The organism is Methanosarcina flavescens, from assembly GCF_001304615.2.
GTDB lineage: Archaea > Halobacteriota > Methanosarcinia > Methanosarcinales > Methanosarcinaceae > Methanosarcina > Methanosarcina flavescens.
Map to the genome: position 1 here is coordinate 1,861,606 of NZ_CP032683.1, position 25,285 is coordinate 1,886,890.

Annotated in this window: 18 protein-coding genes and 1 pseudogene; 8 read left to right on the forward strand and 11 right to left on the reverse strand. The window is 38.1% G+C overall.

The window, feature by feature from the left end; translation table 11 throughout:
- Window positions 1-139: 139 nt before the first annotated feature.
- Window positions 140-1,216, forward strand: a complete 1,077-nt coding sequence (locus tag AOB57_RS08285; protein ID WP_054299009.1) for a hypothetical protein — start codon at window positions 140-142, stop codon at window positions 1,214-1,216.
- Window positions 1,217-1,247: 31 nt separating this feature from the next.
- Complete coding sequence (locus AOB57_RS08290) at window positions 1,248-1,784, forward strand: gamma-glutamylcyclotransferase family protein (RefSeq protein WP_054299008.1); 537 nt, start codon at window positions 1,248-1,250, stop codon at window positions 1,782-1,784.
- Between the two features lie 62 nt (window positions 1,785-1,846).
- On the opposite strand, the gene AOB57_RS08295 is transcribed toward AOB57_RS08290, so the two are convergent.
- The 4 genes from AOB57_RS08295 to AOB57_RS08310 form a co-directional block, all read right to left on the reverse strand.
- Window positions 1,847-2,620 carry a sugar phosphate isomerase/epimerase family protein gene (locus AOB57_RS08295; protein WP_054299007.1) on the reverse strand — a complete coding sequence of 258 codons (774 nt, stop codon included), beginning with the start codon at window positions 2,618-2,620 and terminating at the stop codon, window positions 1,847-1,849.
- A 97-nt stretch (window positions 2,621-2,717) separates the two neighbouring features.
- Complete coding sequence (locus AOB57_RS08300; protein WP_054299006.1) at window positions 2,718-3,197, reverse strand: RNA-binding domain-containing protein; 480 nt, start codon at window positions 3,195-3,197, stop codon at window positions 2,718-2,720.
- Window positions 3,198-3,336: 139 nt separating this feature from the next.
- Window positions 3,337-3,903 (reverse strand): dephospho-CoA kinase, encoded by a 567-nt coding sequence (locus AOB57_RS08305; protein ID WP_054299005.1) that lies wholly within the window; start codon window positions 3,901-3,903, stop codon window positions 3,337-3,339.
- 725 nt (window positions 3,904-4,628) lie between these two features.
- Window positions 4,629-5,873 (reverse strand): ORC1-type DNA replication protein, encoded by a 1,245-nt coding sequence (locus tag AOB57_RS08310; protein ID WP_054299004.1) that lies wholly within the window; start codon window positions 5,871-5,873, stop codon window positions 4,629-4,631.
- 2,303 nt (window positions 5,874-8,176) lie between these two features.
- Here AOB57_RS08310 and mfnA point away from each other — a divergent pair.
- The 3 genes from mfnA to AOB57_RS08325 all read left to right on the forward strand — a co-directional run bounded on the left by mfnA (window position 8,177) and on the right by AOB57_RS08325 (window position 13,059).
- Window positions 8,177-9,379, forward strand: coding sequence for a tyrosine decarboxylase MfnA (gene mfnA / locus AOB57_RS08315; protein ID WP_054299040.1), 1,203 nt, complete (start codon window positions 8,177-8,179; stop codon window positions 9,377-9,379).
- Between the two features lie 561 nt (window positions 9,380-9,940).
- Window positions 9,941-11,035 (forward strand): CBS domain-containing protein, encoded by a 1,095-nt coding sequence (locus tag AOB57_RS08320; RefSeq protein ID WP_054299003.1) that lies wholly within the window; start codon window positions 9,941-9,943, stop codon window positions 11,033-11,035.
- A gap of 494 nt (window positions 11,036-11,529) precedes the next feature.
- A complete protein-coding gene (locus AOB57_RS08325; RefSeq protein WP_054299002.1) occupies window positions 11,530-13,059 on the forward strand; it encodes a TraB/GumN family protein in 1,530 nt (509 codons plus the stop codon).
- Window positions 13,060-13,558: 499 nt separating this feature from the next.
- On the opposite strand, the gene fhcD is transcribed toward AOB57_RS08325, so the two are convergent.
- The 7 genes and pseudogenes from fhcD to AOB57_RS08360 form a co-directional block, all read right to left on the reverse strand.
- Entirely contained in the window at window positions 13,559-14,452 is an 894-nt protein-coding gene (gene fhcD / locus AOB57_RS08330; RefSeq protein WP_054299001.1) for a formylmethanofuran--tetrahydromethanopterin N-formyltransferase, read from the reverse strand.
- 569 nt (window positions 14,453-15,021) lie between these two features.
- Window positions 15,022-15,501, reverse strand: a pseudogene (locus AOB57_RS08335) (chemotaxis protein CheD).
- 348 nt (window positions 15,502-15,849) lie between these two features.
- Complete coding sequence (locus AOB57_RS14535; RefSeq protein WP_054299000.1) at window positions 15,850-16,131, reverse strand: hypothetical protein; 282 nt, start codon at window positions 16,129-16,131, stop codon at window positions 15,850-15,852.
- 105 nt (window positions 16,132-16,236) lie between these two features.
- A complete protein-coding gene (locus tag AOB57_RS08345; protein WP_054298999.1) occupies window positions 16,237-17,178 on the reverse strand; it encodes a CheR family methyltransferase in 942 nt (313 codons plus the stop codon).
- A 129-nt stretch (window positions 17,179-17,307) separates the two neighbouring features.
- Entirely contained in the window at window positions 17,308-19,323 is a 2,016-nt protein-coding gene (locus AOB57_RS08350; RefSeq protein WP_226999446.1) for a chemotaxis protein CheA, read from the reverse strand.
- A gap of 48 nt (window positions 19,324-19,371) precedes the next feature.
- Window positions 19,372-20,457 (reverse strand): protein-glutamate methylesterase/protein-glutamine glutaminase, encoded by a 1,086-nt coding sequence (locus tag AOB57_RS08355; protein WP_054298997.1) that lies wholly within the window; start codon window positions 20,455-20,457, stop codon window positions 19,372-19,374.
- Window positions 20,458-20,685: 228 nt separating this feature from the next.
- Window positions 20,686-21,051, reverse strand: a complete 366-nt coding sequence (locus AOB57_RS08360) for a response regulator (protein ID WP_054298996.1) — start codon at window positions 21,049-21,051, stop codon at window positions 20,686-20,688.
- A 944-nt stretch (window positions 21,052-21,995) separates the two neighbouring features.
- Between AOB57_RS08360 and AOB57_RS08365 the strand changes: the two genes are divergently transcribed.
- The 3 genes from AOB57_RS08365 (at window position 21,996) to AOB57_RS08375 (ending at window position 25,225) form a co-directional block, all read left to right on the forward strand.
- Window positions 21,996-22,370 (forward strand): response regulator, encoded by a 375-nt coding sequence (locus AOB57_RS08365; RefSeq protein ID WP_054298995.1) that lies wholly within the window; start codon window positions 21,996-21,998, stop codon window positions 22,368-22,370.
- Window positions 22,371-22,537: 167 nt separating this feature from the next.
- Window positions 22,538-24,607: a methyl-accepting chemotaxis protein gene (locus tag AOB57_RS08370; RefSeq protein WP_054299039.1), complete on the forward strand. Its 2,070-nt coding sequence runs from the start codon at window positions 22,538-22,540 to the stop codon at window positions 24,605-24,607.
- Window positions 24,608-24,712: 105 nt separating this feature from the next.
- Window positions 24,713-25,225, forward strand: coding sequence for a chemotaxis protein CheW (locus AOB57_RS08375; protein WP_054298994.1), 513 nt, complete (start codon window positions 24,713-24,715; stop codon window positions 25,223-25,225).
- Window positions 25,226-25,285: the final 60 nt, after the last annotated feature.

Sequence of the window (25,285 nt, forward strand, 5' to 3'; positions counted from 1 at the left end):
CTAAGGTCTCAGAGTTGCATAAAACAATTCTCACTTATAAAACAATTCGCACTTACAAAATAACTCATAATAATAAAATAACTTACATTTAAACAGTTTTTAAATATAGCAATTTAAAGAACTAAAAAAGGGATCCAGTATGACAAATCTTGCAATTATCGGGGCAGAAAAAAGTGGAAGAACTTCCCTTGCCGCAAACCTGGGGAAAAAAGGGACATCCTCCGACATAACTATGTACAATAACGATAAGGAAAGTCGGAAAATGGTTTTTGTGGATCCTCACGGCTATCCTAAAGCCATAAAGCCGTTGATTACGGCACTGAATATTTCGGACATGGCGATTCTCTGCATCCCTCCTGACGGCCTGGACAGGGACAATCCTGCAAGTGTTCATACAGGAGAATGTATTGTTGCCCTGGATCTGCTCGGTTTCAAGCATGGAATAATTGCCCTGACAAAGTCCGACAGTACCCATATGCATGCGATCGATGAGCTGAAAAAGAAAATAAAACTAATGACTGCGGGCATTTCTCTCCAGGACTGGGAATGCATTTCCCTGAATACCAATAAAGGTGCAAAAAATCCTTTTGAAGGTATGGAAGATCTTAAAGCCAGAATTAACGGGATTTCGGAAAAGATCGAAGCTGAACAGGCTGAGTTGAATAACCTGCCTGCCAGGGTGTTTATAGACCATGCCTTCAATGTTACTGGAAAAGGCTGTGTTGTTCTTGGTGTTGTCAAACAGGGAATCTCAAAAGATAAGGACAAGACCAAAATTTTCCCTCTGGACAGGGATATTGAAATCAGGTCGATTCAGAGCCATGATGTTGATATTGACAGCGCACCCACAGGCACCAGAGTTGGGATGCGCCTTAAAAACGTGCAGGCCAAAGATATCGAAAGGGGATTTATTATCTCTGATAAGGAAATTGTAAGTACTGACTATATCCTTGAATGCACCATCTCAAAATTTACGCGCGCAATTGAGACCTCAGGTGTGCTTCATCTCTTTGTTGGTCTGCAGTCCGAACCCGTGCGTGTGGAAAAGATTCTGGTTGATGGTCAGGAAGTTAAAGAAGTAAAGCCTGGCAGTACCTGTGTGATGGAACTTTCAGGCAATAAAAAAGTAGCTTATAGCAGAGAGGACCGTTTCCTGCTGGCAAACCTCGATCTACCCCAGCGGTTTGCAGGCTACGGCTTCCCCAAGCTTCCTTAAATTATTTTTTAAGGGAATAAAAGGTAATAATATGGAAAACGACTTAGGAAAAAAGGGAACCATACATGAAAACGGAGAAAATAAGGTAAGGGACAGAACCTTTTATGGGCACGTTTTTCACAGAAATGTCTGCTGGCAGCGTTCTTATGAGAGGCTGGAAGGTGAGGAGCTTATTATGGCACTATACGGCAGCCTCAGAAATGGTCTTTACAACAGCAGGCGTTTCGACCTACCGAACAGGTCAGAATTCCTGGGCACAACAAAAGTGAGAGGATACTCTCTTTACTCTCTGGGTCCCTATCCTGGCGTCTACCCTTCAGAAGAGGATTCCTATGTCATAGCTGAGGTGCGCAGGTTTTCAGGAAAACAGCAACTTGAGGTCGCCAGAACAATTGATTATATTGAACTCTTCGGAGGATACCACAGAGAATATGTGGATCTTGAGGTTGGTGAACAGAAGCTCAAAGGTTTTATTTATGTTTATGATGAGAAGCCCGAGTCAGAAAAGATCGAGCATGGCGACTGGGTCAGATACCTGAAAGAAAGAGGGCTGGAGGAAAGAGAGTAATCTGAATGAAGGAAACAAATAAAAAAGTAGGATTATATTCCTTAAGAAATGAGGCCTGAAAATCACAGGTTCCTTAAAAACTCAAGACTTTCGATTCCTTCTTCTACCGAACTCACTTCGGTAACAAAAATTCCTTTATAATCAGAAAGCTTTTCCATAACTCGTTTCCAGTCTATTGTTCCTTTACCCAGTGGAAGGTGTTCATCTTTTTTGCCCATATTGTCATGGATATGTACATGGGAGATTTTTTCTGTAAGAAGGTCAAGGAAGTCGTCAATAAGCCCAACTGTATTCGCATGACCGACATCAAAAGTAAAGCCAACGTTATGGCTTCCAATAGAGTCTAGCATTTCTAGTATTTCTTCAGGATACTTCCCGAAAATTTTCGGCAGATCAGGCATATTTTCAACGGCAACTAGGATTCCAAAATCTGCTGCAAAATCACAAATCTCCTGGAGAGAGGCAAGATTGGTAAAATAAGCTTCCTGCGGAACCTGCACACCATAAGGGGAAAGATAACCTGGGTGAATTACAGCCAGATTAACATAGTTAGAGGCAAGAGTCAGAAAATGTTTCATTTGCCTGATCACCTCTGCCCTGATTGAGTTATTCAGACCTGCCAGATTCATATCTGAGAAAGGCAGATGCAGAGTTAACTCAAGGCCAGTGGTTTCGCTTATGTTTTTTAAATTCTGGATGTTCTTGCTATTCAGGCATTGAGACCCTTCCTGTACGATCTCCCAACCGGTATACCCGTGATCCTCAAGCGTGTAAGCCCACTTGAAAGGGTCTTCAACGACTGCGCGCGACGAATAGCTTATTCTCTGCAATTGCATAACAAAACTTCATTCCTTTTCATTTATCAATACGTCTGTGGGCGCGAATTGAGATATATTTAACTGAATGTGAATGAACCGCTAAAACTTAAACTCCTCAATCTCTTTGCACATAGTCCATCTCTACTTCAACAACAGGTTTTCCTTCTTCAGTAAGAGGTAAAAGCCATTCAAAAAGTCTTTCCATTTCTTCCTGGGAGTCAGTTCTGATAATAACTTCGATAGATCCGAGAGGTTCTTCCTGTGCAGGAATACTGGGAACTCCGACAATAGCAGCCTGTTTGTTGAGTAAAAACCGGATCGAAAGCCCATCACTGGATAAGCCTTTAATGAAAGCTTTGTTGCGAACACTATCTATGATTTCTTCTCTGCGAATTAGCCCATGCAGAGTATGTAAGATCTCAATTCCTCCCTCAGCTGAAAAGAAAAAAGAAGGAGAAGCCTCTGTTTCAGGTCCTGTGGTTTTAATAACTTCTTTTCTGAGTTTGATGTCATTAAAAAGGGATGAAATAGCTTTAATAACCTTTTCCGGATCTTCCGTAGGGTATACAGCTGTTGAAACTTTAACTCGTATCATAAGTCCGCTCCAATGAATTAAAAAATGGATTGTCTCCGTACCTACCATCTATTTCGTTCAGAAGATCATACCTATAGTATATTTCGTTCAGGAAATTAATTTCGTAGTCTGTTCAGAAAAATTATTTTTCTATCCCATTTTAAGATTTATTCTGTGGGCTCTTTCCTAAGTAGTTGCTCAAAACTTCAATAACATCCTTTCTGAAAGTCTCCAGAGTGAAATTATTTTCAATTTCGACATTGGATGCTTCTATAGCTTCCCCCATACCCCAGCCGAGTTCTCGCTCGTCCCGACGGCGGAGCCCTTCTATACTGTCCATATCATCACTTCGGCCTCGTTTCTTGATTCTGGAGAAACGAACTTCGATAGGAGCGTAAATGGAAATCAAGATGAAACCTTCTCCGAATTCTCGCCTGAAACATTCCACTTCAGCAATCCCGCGTACCCCATCCACAACAATGAGGTCAGAACCTGTTTCATAGATTTGAGAAATGCAGCGTATGGCAACTGCATCCATGCCCTCACACTTACGAAGCTGTGTTGCAACCATCCCGGTATTGGAATCGTTGGGCTCAAGCCCGCGCCTTAGAACTTCCTTCCGGATTACGTCACCCATATTAACAACGGGAATACCCATCTCAGAGGCAATTTTAGCAGCTTCGGATTTTCCAGACGCTGGCATGCCTACGAATGCTATTATTTTCATAAAAAATTACCTTTTAAACTTGAATAATTAGACTTAAGTTATTAAATTGACTGTTAGTCCTGAATCATTGACTGAACTGTTATCAATGATTGAACTGTTATCAATGATTGAACTGTTATCAATGATTGAACTGTTATCAATGATTGAACTGTTATCAGTAACTGAACTGTTATCATTGGATGAACTGTTATCATTGACTGAGCTGCTTTCATTGACTGAGCTGCTTTCATTGACTTATTAAATTTACATTAATAAGTTAAACTACCGAATCATTATATTTGTGTTAATAAGTTAAACACCAGGCATTAGATTTGAATTATTGAGCCATTGGATTTAAATAAGAATCTGGCTGTCATCAAATTTTAATTACAAAGTGAGCAGGATTTGAACCATAACTGAGTAGTAGCTTGAATAATGAAGCCTATATATTAGATGCATAAGTCCATACGTTAACTGCATAGTTGATACGACTCTAGTTACGATTCTAGTCAAACCACAGGATCATATATATTATTTCCTGAAAACTTGCGCTTGATTAATTGGAAAATAAGCCAGAACAGGGAAAACTAAAAATATTGAGAGTTAAAGAATATTGGGAGTTGAAAGTTTAGAAAGGACAAAGCCTGAAGTAAGAGCAATTAAGAGTGGCTGAGGGAAAACTTGAAAAGTAAGGAATCAACGCTGTGTCAGGAAAAAATCAGGATAGAGATAAGAGGGGAAGACCCTCATGAAAACATCTTGCTAAAAACGGATGTTTTAAAATCCACCAGGGGTTTGAGCCTGTAATCCTCAAGGAGTACTTTTCGAGTGTTTTCTACCGGAACACTCAGGGAAATTTCTTTAGTCCTGCCGTAACGACCTTTGCTTACAACCACTGCATTGACTATGCCCAGCATATCAAGCTCGGACATGAGATCGGTAACCCTGCGTTGTGTAAGGATATCTACGTCAATGTGATGGCAGAGCTGGCGGTAGACATTGTACATCTCGCCTGTCGTAACATTCTTACCTTCTCTGCCCCGGCTCCGCAGCAGAATAATGCTGTAGAGTACGAGTTTGGACTGGGTAGGAAGGGTCCTTACTACTTCGACCACGCGATCGATTTCGATTTTTTCCTGAGCACGTCTGACATGCTCTTCAAGAACCTGGGGCTGGTTTTCCCGTTCTGCAATTTCTCCTGATACCCGAAGGAGGTCAAGCGCACGCCTTGCATCACCGTGCTCCTGGGCTGCAAAAGCAGCGCATAAGGGAATTACCATTTCACCTAGAACGCCGTCAGTGTAAGCCATCTTTGCCCTTTGTTTCAGGATATCACTGATCTGTTCAGCATCATATGGAGGGAAAATGAGTTCCTCTTCACCCAGGGAACTTTTAACCCTGGGATCCAGAAACTCAGTGAACTTCAGATCGTTTGAGACGCCAATCATACTGACTTTGGCTTTCCGCAAATCTGTATTGATTCTCGATAGATTATAAAGGACATCGTCACCTTTTTTGATAAGCTTATCGATTTCGTCCAGAATTATGATAATTACCTGCTCTTTTGAGTCAATTGCCTCCTTAAATTTCATGAAGACCTGATCTGTAGGCCACCCGGTCATAGGAACTTCTTCTTCAAAATGTCTGGCAAGATTTGCAAGGAGCCGGTATTGTGTGTCGATTACTTCACAATTGATATAAACAACCGAGCAAAAAAGTGATTTGTCTTCACTTACTCTTTCAAGTTCCTTTCCAACGTAACGAGTGACAGCCGTTTTTCCTGTTCCTGTTTTTCCATAAATCAGCACATTGGAAGGAGTTTCTCCTCGAAGTGCAGAAACCAAGATTGTTGCAAGACCATTAATTTGCTCGTTCCTATGCAGCAAAAGATCAGGCGTATAAGAAGGCCGAAGTACCTCTTTATTTTTGAAAATTGATTTTCCGTCAAGTAATTTTTCGAATAAGCCGTCTAATGATTGAGCTTTTATCATAGATGATCCTCTATAAAAATTTATGATGTCAAATATATTTGGGTTAAGACAGTTGATATACATTTTTTATACAGATAATTTATACAGATAATTGGCACATTTATTTACTTTTAACACGGATAATTGACATATTCAGCGTATAATTAATTTGAATAATACTAATATATGTGGTTAATTAATAAAGTAATATAATATACATAGTTATATAATATACATAGTTATATAATATACATAGTTATATAATATACATGGTTAATTAGATTATAAAGTAATCATGATATACACAGTTAATTGACACAGTATATAACTCGTATACTACCTTTACACACTACTTTCATTTTTGCTTTTACAGCAACTATTTTTAATGTTTTACTGTTTTAAAGTGTTTTACAGCTACCTGAGATAAGAGGATTTTTCACAGGCGGCTCCGTTTTTAATTTTCTAAACCCACAGCATTGAATATTCATGTTTTATTAATATTACAATAACTGTCAAACTATTCTCAGGTAATATTTTTTAAGTGAAGTTATTTTTAGGTAATATTTTTAGACAATGTTATGCTTTTGATCAAAGGGGGGCCTCAGAGCCGTTATGAATAAGATTTTTAATGAGATTTCTGAAAGGGGATTTGGAAAAGAATGTTTTTTTAATTCCAGAATTTCACTTTGAACTTCTAATTTTAAACCTCTAATTTTAGGCTTTTAATATAAACTTTAATTTTAGTTTTTAATTTCGAGTGTTTAATTTTAATTTTGAATTTGAGCGTCTAACTGCAAATTCTTAATTTAGAATTCTTAAACCTATATTATTATTTCGAGACTTCGAAAACTAAACTCTACTTTATGATTGTTGGATTTTTACTACATTGGATTTTTACTACATTGGATTTTTACTACATGATTTTTTTTCTGCTTTCTATGAGAAAGCATATAAATCCCGATCATGAGGAGGAAGAGAAAGAAGATACATATTTCTTATAGTTAATGCCTGAAATTCTTACCTTCTATCAATTGCTCCTAAGACGGCGGGCAAAATTTTACTTATTGAAGCGCATCTCAAGCCTGAAGAAAACCTTTATTCCGGGTCTTCTTTAGCCAAAATTTTAGGTGAAATTAGTATATAAACAAGTAATTTTAAGTTATATTTGCAGTAGATGCAATGGAAGTACACGTTATTAATTGTTATGGTATAGACCCGTTTATTTCCACTGGAGATTGATTTTATTTTAAATATATATCAAAAAACGATAACAAGAAACACAGTTAATTTGAAACAAAATATTCTTGATTCCATAACCACTGGAGGTTAAATTTTTATCCTTCTTTTCGCATGGAAGAAGTTATGAAAAGTTTTTACTCTTTTTCTTAAGTTAAAAGAATAAAAATTTTAAGATAAAATAAGAATTATATGTGAATTTAGTATGCGTGAATTTATTGCTTATGATAAATTGAAAAATTAAGATAGAGAAAATTAGAAAAAATAAAAAATGAAAGAAATGAGTAAAGTGAAAGAAAAATAAGGGAAATAGGAAAATAAGGGAAATAGGAAAATAAAGAAAAATAAAGAAAATAGAAAAAAGTGAAAGAAAATAAGAAAAGACCCCTTTGTTTCTACTGGAAAGCTTATATAACTCCCGGACCCCATGATTTCCACTAAAGGACATTAGGGCTTGAAGCAACAAAATAAAGCTTCGTTTTATTTAGTTGGTGACAAAATAATGTTGTTTGGTTATAAAACTTTTAGTATATATAGTTAACTATTTTAGTTTTTTTATAACAGATTCTTTTTAGATCTTAAAATAGGATTTTTCTTATTCTTCAAAATTCGTTTTACTTATTCATGAAAAAAAATCTCCAATCGAAATAAAGGGGTCCCTCTCTAAAGAAGACATCTCCATGATTAAGATAATCTGCCACTCTTTCTTCTCGTTAAATCTGTTTTAAGTAAACATGATACCTTTTCTTTCGCATACGTTTCTTTATACATTATACTTATTTTATTTTCTTTATCTTCTTATTTCCTTAAATCCTTTAATTCTTTCTTTAATTGGTTTTCATCAATTTAATTCTCTTTTTATGCTTGATTCTCCTCCTTTTATTGCTACTTTAGTGCCTTACATTATATCTCTGTGTTAATCTTCCTACCTTATCCTATCAATAATTACATATTTTTTGTGGGACTTTTTCTCTACTGTTTAATCTTTAAGGCACGACTTGGCTCTCTTAAGTGCATTTAAGTTATCCGGTAATTTTAGCAGGTATATTCCATAAATCTTTTAAATAAAATTGGTTTACTCTATGCATATGAATGAGAAGGGTCTTTCTGAGAAGGAGATATTTTCCTATCTGGAAAATGTAAAGTCAGAAGATACAGATTACTATAAGGTTTTAAGTTCAATGTGTACACGCCCACATAAAATTGCGGTTGAGGCTCACAGGCTGTTTATTGAGGCTAACCTCGGTGACTTGGGACTTTTTGCAGGCGCTCACAGGCTGGAAAGGGAAGTGATTATGATGCTTGGAGAACTTCTCCATGCTCAATCTGTTGATGCTCAGTCTGCTAAAATTCCTTCTGGGAAATCCGGTAAGGGTTCGATTTATGGCTATCTCACAACAGGAGGTACGGAATCCAATATCCAGGCTGTTAGAGGCATGAAAAATCTGGTTACTGCGGGTGAGAAGAAGATAGTGGGGACGCCCAACATAGTTATTCCCGAATCAGCTCATTTCTCGTTTGACAAAGTTGCCAATATGATGGGCATTGAGGTTAAAAGAGCTCTTCTGGACTCTGAATTCAAGGTGGATATTTCATCTGTAGAAAGCCTGATAGATGCAAACACTATAGGACTTGTAGGAATAGCAGGAACTACAGAATTTGGCCAGATAGACCCTATCGAGAAACTTGCAAAACTTGCTCTTGATAATGAGCTATTCCTTCACATTGATGCAGCTTTCGGCGGGTTTGTGATCCCATTCCTTGAAAACCCACAGCCATTCGATTTCAAAGTTTCAGGTGTCACTTCCATTGCGATAGACCCACACAAAATGGGGCTTTCTACAATCCCATCGGGTGCCCTGCTATTTAGATCTCCTTCTTTCCTTGACTCCCTCAGGGTAAACACTCCGTATCTTACAACCAAGGCACAGTTTACTCTTACAGGCACCCGCAGCGGGGCTTCAACTGCTGCCACATATGCAGTCATGAAACATCTGGGCCGTGAAGGGTATAGAAAAAATGTACAGTATTGTATGCAACTTACTGAAAAACTGGTTAAAGAAGCCAGGAAACTAGGTTTCGAACCTCTGATCGAACCCATAATGAATGTAGTTGCTCTGAGAGTTCCAAACCCTGATCTTGTTCGAGAACAACTCCTTAAAAGATTCGGATGGAATGTCTCAATCACCCGTACTCCCAGATCTCTCCGTCTAGTTCTCATGCCCCATAACACAGCCTGGGACATAGAAGAATTTCTGCAGGATTTGAAAAAAATAACAACAGAAATTTAAAACTTTACCCTTTTGTCCGATTCTCCCTGCATTCATTTTTCCTTTGCATCTACATTTCTTCTTAGTATCCTATAATTTACTAATTACTAATCGCCCATAAAGATATGTATAGTATTATCGCCAAATAATAAATGGGATCAACTATCCTTATTAGAGAAAATATTAAAAACTACTTTACGAGGAAAAATTTGCAAGGTAGCCCGCTCAAGAAAATTTATCAAACAACTCTATAATGGAAAATTATCATGGAGACTCATGAGGAAAATAAGGGAAACTGGAAAACCAGGAAAACTTGTGAGCAGAATCAGGATAATCTGTGGCAGAACGAATGGGTAAATCCAATTTCCTGAGAACAATACTGTTTGTGACATTCTGGACTTAATATTTAAGTTCAAATTTGATGTCAAGATTTATAATATAGAAATTCATAACTTAATAAAGATATAATAAGCAGAAACTTCTAATAAGCAGAAACTTTTTGATATCGTTTAGCATTAATCCATACTCAGCGCTAACTATCTGTTCAGTGTTATAACAATTAAAATGGGGGGTGTTTATCTCGTGAAATCATCATTGAAAATTGGAAGTGTGATGGGTATACCTATCATGCTGCACATAACTTTTCTTCTCATACTACCCATATTTACTTATGTGTTTGCAATCAACCCGCAACCTTTCGGTTTTAAGGGAGTTGAGCCGGCTGTCACAAGATATTCTCTTTCAGTCCTGACCGCTATACTGCTTTTTGCTTCAATCGTTTTACATGAACTCGCACACTCATACATGGCAATGCGTTATGGGGTTAAAATTGAGAGTATTACTCTCTTCCTGTTTGGGGGCGTATCGGCTATGGAAGAGATACCTAGGAAACCCGGGGAGGAGGCAAAGATGGCTTCTGCTGGACCCCTTACAAGTCTTGTAATAGGCTTTGTCTGCCTATTTATTTATGGAAACCTGATCTCCCCTAACCCTGCACTTTCTCAAAACCCGGTATACCTAGTTATCTGGATTCTTGGAGTTATGAATCTTGTACTGGGGATCTTCAATCTGCTACCTGCTTTTCCAATGGATGGGGGCAGAGTGCTTCGTTCATTTTACGCAAGAAGAATGTCTTATGTGAAGGCTACCCGGAGTGCAGCGACCGTAGGGAAATTTTTTGCTATTCTTATGGCAATTTTCGGAGTTCTCATAAACAATCTCTGGTTCCCTTTGATTGCACTCTTTATCTATGTCGGTGCATCTGAAGAAGAGCGCTCTACCCGTGCCGAGGTGACGCTAGAAAATATTCTGGTGAGTGATATTATGACCAGAGATGTGGTTTCAGTCAGTCCTTCCATGAGCGTTGAAGATCTGGTCAAATTCATGTTTGAAAAGAAACACATGGGCTACCCTGTAATGGAGGGAGACAACCTCAAAGGAATCGTAACATTTACCGATATCCATCGAATTCCATATATTGACCGCCCCGTATCCCAGGTCTCGGATATCATGAGTAGAAATGTTATCTCGGTACCTCCGGATGCACAGGCCAGTGATGTACTGAAACTGATCACATCTAAAAACATAGGAAGGGTTATTGTTATTGACAATGGGTCAGTAATAGGGATACTCTCAAGAACAGACCTTGTACGGGTACTAAAGCTCCGTTCAGAGTAATATCATATTATAAATGCTCATTAAAGGTTATAAGGCATTAAAGGCTATAGGGCATTAAAGGCTATAGGGCATTAAAGGTTAATAAGGAGATTTTCATCAAAAGATATTTTTATCAAAAGATCTTACTTCCTTAAGATATTAATAAACAAAATCTTCCGAAAATATATTAAATATATTGTATAGTTTATAAAGAATTATATAAAATGAGAACTATAGAAAATAGGGATAAAACCTGAAGAAAGACTTGAAGGAAAACCTGAAGGAAAATCTGAAGCGGTAAAATATTAATTTACAGATTATTACCACCGGTTAATTATCTGCTTATAGCTAACATCTGCTTATGGCTAAGTTGTTTATAACTTGGTTATTTTATGTGAAGATTATATCTTGGTTATTTTATGTGAAGAGCTTAATTATTCATGCGATAAAATACAATCTTTCAGTGATGTATTCTCATGCATCACTTTTAACTCGTCACAACAGAGAGATTAACAATGAACAAACCTGGAATTACAAATTCTCAGGGCAGGGACCCTGAGTACAGTTTTCATAGTTCATCTCAGGAGTTAATATATTCTATGGACAAACTTATGACCGAATCCGCAGAAAACTTTATTTCTGCCGGAAAATCTAGACTTTCTGATTCTTCAATTAACGTGCCACAGGAAGACAAAATTTCTGCACCGGCACCCGAAGTAGAAGCCGACGAGCTTGAAACACGGCTTGACATAAGCTCTGAACTTATTGCAGAATCCATTCCTAATTCTGCCTCTAAAGTTTCAGTTTCCTCGCCTTCCCAGTTATCAGATGGTTTTCAGGCTGAATACCAGCCATCAAAAATTGTGCTTATAGGGACAGCCCATGTCTCGGAAAAGAGTGTTGCTGAAGTTAAGGATGCTATAAGGAATCTGAAGCCGGATATCGTAGCTGTTGAACTTTGCAGGGGACGGTATGACGCCCTCAAGGGTAATGTGCAGGAAAAGCAAGTTCCGATAAAAGAAATTCTCACCGAAGGCAAGGTTTACTATTACATTATTCACTGGCTGCTTGCCTATGTGCAGAAAAAGATCGGTGATGACATGGGGGTAAAACCCGGAGCCGAGATGCTTTCTGCAATCGAAGAAGCTGAAGCTATCGGGGCTAAAGTTGCTTTAATTGACCGAGATATCCAGGTGACACTCCAGCGTTTCTGGGGGAAGATGAGATTCCTGGAGAAAATCAAGATGATCGGCTCTCTGCTGGGCGGTCTGATAGGGATAGGAAAAGGGACTGAGATCGATATCGATAAAATCACGGATAAGGACATTGTGACTGCCCTTGTAGATGAACTCAGAGGTTTTGCCCCGACTGCAGCTGAGGTTCTTATTGATGAAAGGGACGCATACCTTGCAGGGAGCATTCTCAGGGTTGCGGCAGGTGGAAACAAAACTGTAGTTGTGGTAATCGGAGCCGGACACAAACCCGGAGTGTTCAAGTATCTCAAGAATCCGAAAACTGTCCCTTCTCTGAATGCCCTTATGGAAATTCCGAAAAAACGCATAGGAATAGGAAAAGTTGTAGGTTTTGCTTTTGTAGGCCTTATAGTCGGATTTTTCTTACTGCTGCTGCTCTCCGGCGTTGATCTGAGTGTTCTTTTGACGGCTTTTGGGTGGTGGTTCATTATTACTGGAACTTTGAGTGCAGCTGGCACTCTGCTTGCAGGAGGGCATCCTTACTCAGTCTTAACTGCCTTTTCAGTTGCCTGGCTAACCACTCTGCACCCGCTAATTGCTGCAGGCTGGTTTGCTGGCGTTGTAGAAGCAAAACAGCGAAATCCTACCACTGAAGATATAAAAGCCCTGGCAGGAATAGAAACTTTTAGTGAAATGTTTAAAAACAGGTTCATGCGCGTTCTCCTTGTTGCAAGTTTTGCAAATATAGGAAGCATGACAGGGACTTTCCTTGGAGCTTATGTTATGATGCATGTTACTGGTCTTGACCCTAGAGAGATTCTCCTTGCAGGTCTCAACGGAATTGGACTTTGAAGGTCTTATAAGGCTCTAAAATTCAGTAAAAGATGAGCAATAGATGAGCAATCACAAAAATCATTATCAAGATTCCAGATTTACTATGTAGTCAGACCCTGGTAGCTTTCGTTAATCCTATATACGGCATATCTCCCTCATGGAATTCCCAAAGGTATAAAATAATACATGAATAGTCCCATGTTTGCGATTGTAAAAAAGAATTGTTATAATAAGGTCTACTAAATTATTGTTTTTTATTTGTTCAGATTCTCATTCCCATTTCTATTTCTGTATTATCTGAAGAATGAACTCCTGTAAGTATAAAGTTAGATGAATCCGCTTTCTATCACTTACTTTCTAAGATGCACATTACTTATTTCCTAAAATAGAGTTTTTCTTGAAGACATTTATTTCTTAAATAATTTGCTATGTGAAATAAAAATTCATGTGAAAAAAGTCTATTGAAAGTAATAGTTGTAAAAATCACGGACATTAAACAAAAAATAAATTTTTGAGCTCAGAAGAGCTCGTGCAATTTAAACTGATATTTCCCAAGCTTTCCGCCGTAGTTTCCTGCAGAGATTTTCTTAATGCCAGGAACAGTTACAGCGGCTTTAATTCCTGCTTTCATGGCAGCTTTTATGCTTTCTTCATCAAGCCCGTTAATAACAATTTCATAAATAGCATTGACGTCTGCCGGGACTTCAGTGTTCTCAACTTTATCCTTTATGGAAGGGCAGAATTTTTCGTTAGCAGTAGCTTTCAGGAATTTGTATTTGTTAGCACCGGATTTGGATCCGCTGGCTACAATGCCTCCAGGGAAGGGAGTAATTGTACCTTCAAGCTCTGAGATTGCATCGACAGCGGCTTCAGCTGCGGTCAAAGCACTCATCTGGGAGTCCCCGAAGATGAAGAAGTTCCCGCCTGCAATTCCAGCTACAGCGCCTATATTGTCTTCGGTCAGGAAATCCCCCTCCATGATTGGAATTTTATACACCTTGCGACCTGCAATCTGGGTTTCGGATTCCATACCATCTGCGAAGAACTTGAGTTTAAAGCCGATATTAAATTGTTTTTCAGCCTCAGGAAGCGCGTTGAAAACTGCAGTTGTAGGTGCTGTAAGCACACATTGTCCAATCCTCTCAAGCAACTGTTCTTCCAGAGCTTCATATTTGAAAGTGCATATCTGGATATAAACTCCAGGCCTTCCGTCAGGGGTTTCGCTGGGACTTGCTAACCTCTCGATTCCTGCTTCTGCGGGACACATTATAACAGATGTTGCAAAACCTGTAGCTTCAGTAGCTGCCACAAGAGCCCAGCGCTTTGTAGCTGCTGTTATTAGTATCCTTGCAATCTTGATCGGAAACGCTTCTGCATATGTATCTTCGATTTCTACTCCATTAATTTCCATAAAGATTCCTTCTTTGTCTATCACTGTTATTTGGAATTGGTTTGTTAATAGTCAGGTTTAGATTTTCCCTGTTTCTCAGTCTTCTATAAGCTTTCAGAGCTTTCCAGATACCTTACAGAATAACATAATATATCGTTTACTCAAAGTGTCACTGAAAGCTTCAAAGTGCTACTGAGAGCATTGAGTTTCACTGAAAGCTTTTGGAGTGTCACTGAAAGCTTTGGAGTGTTACTTAAAGCCTTAGGGTTTTACTGAAAGCTTCAAAGTGCTACTGGGAGTATTGAGTTTCACTGAAAGCTTTGGAGTGTTACTAAAACACTACTTAACCTCAGACTTAGCCTTAGGCATACATTTAAAGTTCTATGCTAATTTTATTTACTTTGGTTTATTAGTGCGGCTAACAATGTCAATCATAATATTTATATCAAATATATAATTTTTCAAAGAAAAGATAGAAAAATAAAGTGGCTTTACTTAATTATATACAATATAACTCTCAATCTCTCAATATAACTTCAGCGATAATCAAACAAGTAAAATTATATACAAGTAAAAATTATATTAATTTCTCAAATTATCCAGTTCCCTCTCAAAATTGTTCTTACGAGGAGATCACCAGTGGAGGTATCAAGGGTTACTGAGCGCCCGTAATTTTTCCCTGTATCCTCAGCTACAACTGGTATCTCAAATCTTTCCAGGATAGTTCTAGCACATTCTATATTCCTTTAGCCTATGTTCATGTTCCGATTCTCAAACATATGCGCTCCTCCAACAAGTTTTGCTTCGAGCCTTTTTTTGGAAGAGCCCTTTTTTACTATCTCAGTTACGAGATATTCTATCCCGGAATCCGTATATTTAAGGGGGTTATCCTTTATCCGTGTTTGATTTATACTAGGAAGCATCGCATGGATAAGCCCACCTCTTCTCTCCTGCTTATCATATAGTGTTATACCTACACACGAACCCAGTCCGAAGGTCTTAATTTTCACCGGACTTCTAGCTAATGCACAGGCTCCTATTCCCACTGTAATTATGCCCGAGTCAGCCAACCTTAGAAAGCCTCTTGATCTCGAAATCTCCCTAGCTAAAATCTCCCTAGTTAACATCTTCTGGTTAGAAGTGGTCTTATAGCTAGAAGCGATTTCCTGATTATCTCCTGATTAGAAATGGTTTTCTGGTTAGAAAAAGTCTCCCTGGTTAGAGATATCTTGAGTCTATCCCTAGCCTGCCTGATTTTATTAGGATAGGGCATAAAAGTCAGATTTCTCAAGAAATTAAATAAGAATTCCTTAATCATTAATATTAAGCAAGTTAGATCTTCGGTTAATCAAATTTCTAATGAGGTATCTAGTTGATTCGTTTTAACAGGTATTCCTGGGAAGCAGAATCAAAAAGAGTTAAAACATAACCGTAAAAATTTTCTTTTCTTTTATCAGAAACTCTGTATCGAGCAGGAGGGTAAAGTCCGTCTTGTAACTCATCTCCGTAAGCACAGAATTGAGGATAGAGCCGGACATATCATACACTGTATAAGGTGCTGAAATCAGAATTGTGAGATCAAGAAACTTTGAGTGTGCAGTTACATAAGTTCCTGCTAGGATATGGCTAACTTCTTCTATTAAAGACCTGCTCATAGTATCAATCAAATCTGTTTCTTTTTCTATTAAAGGTCTACTCATAGCATTAATCAGATTTGTTTCTTTTTATTTGTTAGCTTATAAAGAGAAATTGCTGAATTTCCGATTCTGATGTCTCCAAGCTCTTTCAAAGCCCCATACTAGTATTCACTTAAATTCCTTAGATTCTCGATCTCTTCTATAAATATCCCTTGAGATTTCTTTTACATACAGGCGCTCTCTTGTATTATAAGGTTTAAATAGACTGGATGCAGTCCCAATCAGTGTTTCCGACTTCCCTATTACAAAAAATCCTCCTTTTTCAAGAGCTTGATAGAAATTAAGTTGCAATTTTTCCTGAATCTCCTTTTTAAAATATATCATTACATTTCGGCAGACAATAATATCAAAACGATCAATTCTTGTACCTGAAATCAGATCATGATGTTTAAAACGTGTTATGTTTCTCAGCTCGTCTATTACCTGATATGCATCTCCCTGCTTCAAAAAATAGCGTTCTTTTGTGCTGAGATCAAGATTTTTAAGTGAATTCTCGCTGTAAACGCCTTTCCTGGCTTTCTCCAGACTTTTGGCATCAATATCTGTACCTATAATTCTTATTTTATATTTATTGAAATCAGTTTTCATTACTCTGTGCAGCAGAATAGCAAGGGAATAGGTTTCTTCTCCTCCCGCACAGCCAGCACTCCAGATGCGGATTGATCGGATCAATGACTCAGATCTGTATTTAACAATAGAAGGAATGATCTCTTTTTCAATTATACTGAAGGTCTCGGGGTTTCGGAAAAATTCACTGACATTTACAGTAAGGGTGTCAACAAGAAATTTATATTCCTGAGGGTCTTTTTTTAAAAGTTTAAGGTAAGCTCCATAACTCCCGGAATTGGTGGCTCGAACGCGTACGTTAATCCTGCGTCTGAAATGAGCTTCTTTATAATGCTCACAGTTAAAGCCGGTCTTTCCAGTAATAATTCTCTTTAACAGCTCAAAGCCCGGATCTATCTCCTGGTTTCGACTGGACTTTGTTTCTCTGTTTATCTCTTTATTTGTTTCATTCTCATTTGCTTTCCTAACTGGATCATTACCCATCTCTTCACCGGCGATTCGTTTATCCAGACACTTTAACTTAATCTTAGTCTATGTACTATATTTTGTCCATTATGCAAACTTAATCCTTTTCGAAAACTTAATCAGTCTCGGTTATTCCAAATGAGGGAGTTAGCACCAATTATCAAAATTTGATATTAAGGCATTAACATCAATTATCAAAATAACGTTTCCGTCGCCCAGAATTGTCGCCCCTGCAAATCCCCTGGTGTTCTCAAGGAACTTGCTTTTGAAACTCTTAACTATTACTTCCTGTTTTCCAAGCAGTTCATCAACAATTAACCCAATATGTTGCCCATGCCTCTCAACCAGAATTACAAAATTATTATTCTTATTCTTATCCTCATCAGGCAACCGAAATATATTTCTTAACCTCAGAAGCGGAAGAACTTTATCATCTATTAAAATGACTTCCTGCCCCCTGATATGCTTGATTTCCTGCGAGCTGATTTCTATATTTTTTACTATATTTGTAAAAGGAATTGCATATCTTTCCTCTCCCACTCTTATCAGCATAGCCTGATAAACTGCAATAGTTAAAGGCAGCTTCAATTCGAATCTGGAGCCAATACCGGGCTTTGACTCTACTTTTACTGATCCTCCAAGATACTCAACTCTGTTTTTTACAACATCCATCCCAATTCCCCGTCCAGAGATATCGGTAATGATGTCAGAGGTACTGAATCCCGGAGCAAAGATAAGCTGCATTACCTCTTTTTCCTGAAGCTGTTCTGCACTTTCTCTTGATATGATTCCTTTTTTCAATGCAACTCTCAGGATTTCGCTGGTATCTATTCCGCGTCCATCATCCTCGATTTTTATAAGGGCAAAATTTTCCTGTCTTGAAGCTGTAATAATTATAGTGCCGGTCTCTCTTTTCCCAAGTTCAGCACGTCTTTCAGGAGTCTCGATGCCGTGATCAACTGCGTTTCTTAGCAGGTGCACCAGAGAATCTCCGATTTCTTCAAGAATAGTCCTATCAAGCTTGATTTCCTTCCCTTTGATTATAAAATCAATTTTTTTATTCTGGGTTCGTGCAAGATCCCTTACCATCCTGGGATAGATATAGGTAATGTGGTCCAGAGGCACCATTCTTGCCTTGATAACCTCATCTTGCAACTCTCTCGTCAGTTTATAAAATTCTGAAAGTGCAATCTCAAGATCCTTCGATCTCAAGTTGATTGTAAGCTCATTTATCCTGCTACGATTAATTATGAGCTCGCCCACAAGATTCATCAATTTATCAAGCTGCCCGGTGCTAATTCTTGAGCTCTGGATAGTTTTTACTTTAAGATCAGATTTTGGAGAAATAGAATTTTTTTCCTTTTTTTCTACCTGATGAGTTCTTTTTTCAATTTCGTAACTTTTTTCAGTTTCGTAAATTTTTCCTTTAATCCTGTAAGATTTCTTTTCAGTTTCCTCAGTACTTCTTTCAATTTGATGAATAGCCTTTGAAATTCTTTCAGTCAATGCCGCTTCTTCAATACTTGATACGTTCTGATTTTTATTGCTCTCCTCTTCCACAAATAAGGATCCGTCTTCTTTTAAGGATCGTTCATCTAAAGACTTATCTTCATTTAAGGACCGGTTGTCTTCATCTAAAGATCTATTTTCATTTAAGGACCGTTCATCTTCATCTAAAGATTTATCTTTATCTTCTTGAAATGGAATTTTTTTGAGAGGCTGATTAATATTTCTTAAAGTTCTCAGCAACTCGTCAATATCAGAATAAGGTTCGTATTCATTGCCTGTATCTTTTTCTATCTTTCCAGAGTTATTTTTATTCTCATCAAGGAAATTTTCAACAAGCTTCTCAAGAGTGTCCATACATATCAGAAGAACATCAATCAGAGAAGAATCAAGTATAAGTTGTCGTGTGCGCAGCTTATCTATCAGGCTTTCCATTTCATGTGTTAACTTGACAATCTGATTGAAACCCATTGTTGCAGCCATACCTTTGAATGTATGAGCTGCACGAAATAGTGTATTCATCTGTTCTGAGTTATCAGAATCTTTCTCAAGTGCAAGCAGGGAATCGCTCATTTCTTTAATGTATTTTTCAGATTCTGCCCTGAAAATATCCATATATATTGACATGTCCATAATTTTTCCCTGCTCTGGTTCCACAAGTTACTTTATTTTTTTATAAAAGTTACTTATTGTTCTTATAAAAAGTTAGCTTATTATTTTTATAATCTCTTCAGCCATTTTGTCCAGAGGAAGCACAAGGTCTGCAAGATTTCGCTTAACAATTTCTTTTGGCATTCCGTAAATTACACATGAACTCTCTGCCTCAGCAATTATTTTTCCTCCCATTTTTTTAACTTCCTCAGCTCCATCCGCTCCATCGCAGCTCATTCCTGTCAGAACGAGGGAAACCACTCTGGAGCCATAAATCGGGGCAATAGACCTGAAAAGGGCATTTACTGACGGTTTTGAGCCCAGTTCTTTCGGGCCACATGAAAGATGCACGATTTCTTTTTTTCGACCGTTTACAGTTCTCTGTATGATTTCCATATGATAATTTCCAGGAGCTACAAGAACAGTCCCTTCTTCTACCCTGTCTCCCTCCTGTGCTTCTTTTACCCTGAGGGCTGTTTTTAAATTAAGTCTTTTACAAAGAGATGTCGTAAAACCTGGAGGCATATGCTGTACTACTAGGACTGCGGCAGGAATGTCGGCAGGAAATGCACTTATGAGTTTCTCCAGGGCTCTTGGACCTCCGGTGGATGCGCCTATTGCAAGCACATTTCTCACGGAAACATTTTCTTTCTGGAGTCTATTCTTTTCTGTTTTTTCTCTCATTCCATTTATTTCCGGCTCTATCAGTTCTTGATTTCGCATGCATTCCAGATTCTCAAGATTGGCTTTTGCAGCTGCCCGGACTTTTTTACAAATTTCTTCTGCTATTTCTGGCATGCTCTGACTGAGAATCCCTTCAGGTTTCTGGATTACATCCACTGCGCCGTATTCAAAAGCTGTAAGCGTAATTTCTTTAGCTCTCTCCCCAAGGGCTGAAACTATCACAACAGGAGTCGGACATTCTTTCATAATTCGAGCAAGAGTCTTGAGACCATCAAGGACAGGCATAACATTGTCTAGAAGAACAACATCGGGCCTCAATTTATCAATCTTTTCAAGTCCGTCCTTTCCGTTAACTGCCGTTCCTATGACCCTAAGATTTGGGTCTTTACTGAGAATATCGGAAAGAAGCTTGCGAATTAAAGCAGAATCATCTATTATGAGTGCGCGGATAGTCATCTCAAGCACTTTTTGTTAAATGTGGAGCTATGTAGAGTTCAATTTTTAATACTTTGACCAGCAATAGTTGAGTTAAAATAATAATAGTTTAATCAAAAGCAACTGGATTTGATAAGTTAATTTTCTATTTGATAATTCAGATTTATATTGATAAGCTAGATTTATCTAGCTTCACTTAACGAAGTTTGATTTAACAGCAACCTGATTTAATGGTGGTTTCAAACCTATCTAATTTGGTTCAGCGATTTTTCGAATTACATCCAGCATTCCATTAGGCTCAAAAGGCTTTACAATAAAACCCATAGCACCTATCTTCATTGATTCGGTTATGAGCGCCTGTTGTCCAAGGGAGGAGCACATTACTATCTTTGCTTCCGGGTCCACAGTAAGAAGCTTTTGCAGTGCCTCTTTTCCATCCATATCTGGCATAATTATATCCATTAACACAATATCGGGCTTTACTTCGAGATACGTCTGAATTGCTTCTTCCCCATCACCGACCTCAGCAACCACTTCATGTCCATGCATAAGAAGGATATCTCTAATTATCATTCGCATAAATTCGGCATCATCCACGATCATAACTCTGGCCATGCATTTCCCTTCTTTCGTTCTTGAACAAGCAACAATATCGGAAATTTTTACACTCTTATTTTTGAGTGCTCCGACACCTTATTACTATGTGTGCCGAATTTCGTTTCTTGCCTGCGTATTCTTCATAAACCAATCTATGAATCAAAACACCTCAGTTGAAAGCTACTCATGGTTAACAAACGTAACCAGCGCAAGTTCTCCTATTAAGGCAAATCTATCCCAATTATGTAGAAAAATATATGCTAGACCTGCTATATTAAACTTTTTTAATTATCTTTTTCAAATTATTAAGTTAAAAATTTATTAAGAAGATTCAAAAAATAGCATGTTAACATTGTCTTCATAAAATTGGTAGACTGTATTATAGACTGTATTTGATTCTTCAGCTTAATCTTGATTTGATCTGTAAATTTAAATAAAAACATTAATAACGTTCACTTTAAAAAGTAAGAATACTACCGCACTTGTTTTTAACCTGGTTTTGCCTTAATTTTAAATCTTTTTTCTAAAATAATAACGCCAAAAATGATACCATAGTTTAAATAAGTTATTTTTATCGCTGTTTATATATTGAAAATATGACTCTATAGTTAGCAAATAAATTTATATTCTCTCAAACTTCATATATGACTAAGTAAATTGAGAAATTCATTCTGATATAATTTGCAGGTCTAAATATGCTTGCTGAGAATATAAATGAGAAATTTCATTTCATATTTTCCTGTATCAGATCTTTCAGAGAAGGTTCGTTATTCAATGCTCCTTTAGAAATCCCATTATATGGAAGCTTGTTTACAAAATTTCTCTTGTAAAAAATCTTGCTTATAAAACTTCCTTCACAAAAACTTTATTTATAGAAATCTTAACGAAGACTACATTTATAAGAAATTCTCTTGTAGAGATCCCTTTACAAAATCTTCAAGTCCCCCCAGGAGTAGATTCTAGTGTTTGAAATCCTGATTGTTGAAGATAATTTACTCAATCTGACGGTTGAAGCTAACTTACTTAAGTCCTTTGGGTATGAACCGAAAAAGGCTAAAAATGGCTTTGAAGCCCTCGAGATTCTCAATAAAGTGAAAATTGATCTAATATTGCTTGATATGGAACTCCCTAAAATGAACGGTCTTGAGTTGCTTCAAAAAATCAAACTTAATCCTGAAACCCGGAGCGTTAAGGTAGTTGCAGTTACAGGTCATTCAGACTCCGATAGTAGAGAGAAGTTTCTTAAGGCTGGATGTCATGCCGTTGTCGCCAAGCCCATAAATTTTGGCAATTTTGGTTCGCAGATCGAAAAGTTTCTTGCAAGTTCAGAATCCTGATAACTAAAGATTAAACATAAACATGGAGTTGCAATCTCAAAAACAAAATATTAATAATTAAGGCAAAGACCTTCTTCAGCAGGTGGTGCTGACAACTTAATAGCTCAATTGCAGGTAGAAAGGGTATAGAGGCAGAGAAGCTGGAGGTACGGGTGAGGGTGAAAAAGATGTATAAAACCACAAAAATAGGGCATGTAGTTGTAGGTTTTGCTCTTCTTCTGATTTTGATTTTTTTTGTTGGGTATACAGGCTATCAGGGTATGAGCGACGTTGAAAAAAAGAGCCGAGCCATTCAAAACATGACCTTTATAATGAATAACATGCAGGGAGCCCTGGGAGCTCAGGAATATTATGTTATTCATGGTGACCCTGATTATAAGAACGAGACTTATAGACGTCTTGATCTTGTACCCACACAGGCAGCTATATCCAGGGAAATATATCTGGACTATCTTGACCCTGCTAATCAGGGTCGAATGGATTCCATTCTGGAGACGTCGGAGAAATTTAGAGAAAATTTTGACAGTTACGTTGAAGCAGAGAGTGAAGAGACTGCCCTGAGGATCGATATTGTCTCAAATGGCGAGCTTATTCTGCAGAAAGCGGATGAGATCTATCAGGACCAGATGCTTCAATATGAGCAGTATCAGGAGAACGGTTCATCGGGTGAGATTCTACATCAAAAATTGTCCAATGCTCAGGAAGCACAGAAAGTCAGCATACTTGCAATGAAAGCTCAAAATGAATATCAGAACTATATAATTACCTCCGAAAATGAACATGCGGAAAACTTCGATCGGCTTATGGAAGATATAATTGAAGTCACCGGGAACCTGGAAGAGCAGATGGTGAGACCTGAAAATGTTGAACGTGGAAATACAATAATTGCCAGTGCCAGAGAAACCCGGACTGCATTTGATCGCCTGAAAGTTCTTAAAGAAAGAAAGGCTGCTGAGATGCAGAATATGGCAATCATAGCCGCGGAGGTTGAAGGGATCGCTCAGGAGGCCAGCGCTGACCAGAAAGAGAGACTTGATACTCTGATAACAGATTCTATGAATAAAATCCTCCTAGTTACTTTTCTTTCAATACTTATCGGTGCCTTACTTGTTTTTGTAATTCTGAATGTCTACAGGAAACCTATTTACGAATTACTTGAAGCAGCCGAAAGTATCTCTGATGGAGACCTCAATGTTCAGATAAAAGGAAATTCCAGGAGTGAAATCTCTCAACTATCAGAGGCTTTTAAATCAATGGTTGAGAACCTTCAAAGTCTGATCAAAGAAATTCAGGAGAGTTCAATTCACCTCTCCACACTTTCGGAGGAGATGTCTGCCTCTTCCGAGGAGGTAGCGTCGGCGTCAAGAAAAATTTCTGATACCGCAGCTGAGATCTCAAACGGGACAGAAATACAGAGTGTAAAAATAGTGGATATAACTCATGCAATGCGGGACATGACCCATAATATCCAGGAAATTGCAGACAACACTCAGAAAGTCTCTAAAAATACAAATCTTGTTAATAATACTGTAAGTAATATTGGAAACGCTTCAAGAGAAATCCTGTCAAAAATGAACCTTATTCGCTCCTCCGTTGATGAGACCGAGGATGTGATAATGGAGCTGGACTCTAAATCTCAGCAGATCTATGAGATTGTAACTCTTATTACCCGAATTGCGGAACAGACAAACATGCTTGCACTGAATGCTGCAATTGAGGCTGCCCGAGCTGGCGAACACGGCCGAGGTTTCTCTGTTGTGGCCGATGAGGTCCGGAAACTTGCTGATGAATCCGGCCGCGCAGCGAATAGTATTTCCAAACTGATCGACGAAATAAGAAGCAACATCAGCGAAACCGTTGAAAGCATAGAAGCCAGCAAGAAAGAGGTGCAGGTCGGCTCACAATCCGTTAACAGCGCGGTTGAAATGGTTGCGGGGATTGTTTCTACAATTAATGAAATCACAAATATGATAGAGGACATTGCAGCCGCTACAGAAGAGCAATCCGCATCCATTGAAGAGATCACTTCCACCCTGGAGGATATTTCCTCAATCTCGGAGCAGTCAGCCGCAGGAACCCAGGAAACTGCTGCAGCTCTCGAGGAACAGAGTGCTTCAATGTCAGAGCTTGCCAATATGGCAAGCGACCTTTCTTTGCTCGGAGAAAAGATGAGAAAAGCTACGGAGAAATTCAAGCTTGGTAACTCAAAAGAAGGTTTGGAAAGTATAGTAGATTAAAATTCGGAATCAGAAGGTTCGGGAAGTACAGTAGATTAAAATTCGGAATCAGAAGGTTCGGGAAGTACAGTAGATTAAAATTCGGAATCAATTTGAGGAATGCAAATGTTTGAAGAAACATTAGAAGAGGATTCAAAGTTCCAGGAAGAGAATCTCCATTTAGTAACCTTTGAGCTTTCAGGCGAAGAGTTCGGGGTAGATATCATGCAGGTCTCTGAAGTTATTCCTGTCCCGAAAATCACCCGCATTCCTCAGGCTCCTGAATGCGTAAAAGGACTCATTAACCTGCGGGGAAAAATTCTCGTGGTAATAGATCTTAATAAGCGGCTTGGCTTTCAGTCAAAAGATACTGACAGTTTGTCCAGAATTCTCATAGTGGAAGTCAAAGATACCGTCACTGGAATGCTTGTAAATTCTGTAAAGGAAGTCATGCACCTGCCTCTCTCCTCAATTGAACCGACCCCTGAGATAATCAAATCGAAAATCAATTCAGAATATCTAACAGGTGTCGGAAAAGTGGGGAACAGGCTTCTTATTCTTCTGAATCTTTCAAAAGTACTTGGAGAAGAAGAAATTGAAGAACTCAATGAACTGTCCTCTGCTAAAGAAAATATTTAAAAACTCATGAGCAAATTTTAAAACATGCATCCTGTGATTATATTTTTTTTCGCCCTTTTC

Coding starts and splice junctions, on each gene's coding strand:
- AOB57_RS08285 (WP_054299009.1), top strand. CDS start 140: ATGACAAATCTTGCAATTATCGGGGCAGAAAAAAGTGGAAGAACTTCC.
- AOB57_RS08290 (WP_054299008.1), top strand. CDS start 1,248: ATGGAAAACGACTTAGGAAAAAAGGGAACCATACATGAAAACGGAGAA.
- AOB57_RS08295 (WP_054299007.1), bottom strand. CDS start 2,620: ATGCAATTGCAGAGAATAAGCTATTCGTCGCGCGCAGTCGTTGAAGAC.
- AOB57_RS08300 (WP_054299006.1), bottom strand. CDS start 3,197: ATGATACGAGTTAAAGTTTCAACAGCTGTATACCCTACGGAAGATCCG.
- AOB57_RS08305 (WP_054299005.1), bottom strand. CDS start 3,903: ATGAAAATAATAGCATTCGTAGGCATGCCAGCGTCTGGAAAATCCGAA.
- AOB57_RS08310 (WP_054299004.1), bottom strand. CDS start 5,873: ATGATAAAAGCTCAATCATTAGACGGCTTATTCGAAAAATTACTTGAC.
- mfnA (WP_054299040.1), top strand. CDS start 8,177: ATGAATGAGAAGGGTCTTTCTGAGAAGGAGATATTTTCCTATCTGGAA.
- AOB57_RS08325 (WP_054299002.1), top strand. CDS start 11,530: ATGAACAAACCTGGAATTACAAATTCTCAGGGCAGGGACCCTGAGTAC.
- fhcD (WP_054299001.1), bottom strand. CDS start 14,452: ATGGAAATTAATGGAGTAGAAATCGAAGATACATATGCAGAAGCGTTT.
- AOB57_RS14535 (WP_054299000.1), bottom strand. CDS start 16,131: ATGAGTAGACCTTTAATAGAAAAAGAAACAGATTTGATTGATACTATG.
- AOB57_RS08345 (WP_054298999.1), bottom strand. CDS start 17,178: ATGGGTAATGATCCAGTTAGGAAAGCAAATGAGAATGAAACAAATAAA.
- AOB57_RS08355 (WP_054298997.1), bottom strand. CDS start 20,457: ATGACTATCCGCGCACTCATAATAGATGATTCTGCTTTAATTCGCAAG.
- AOB57_RS08360 (WP_054298996.1), bottom strand. CDS start 21,051: ATGGCCAGAGTTATGATCGTGGATGATGCCGAATTTATGCGAATGATA.
- AOB57_RS08370 (WP_054299039.1), top strand. CDS start 22,538: ATGTATAAAACCACAAAAATAGGGCATGTAGTTGTAGGTTTTGCTCTT.
- AOB57_RS08375 (WP_054298994.1), top strand. CDS start 24,713: ATGTTTGAAGAAACATTAGAAGAGGATTCAAAGTTCCAGGAAGAGAAT.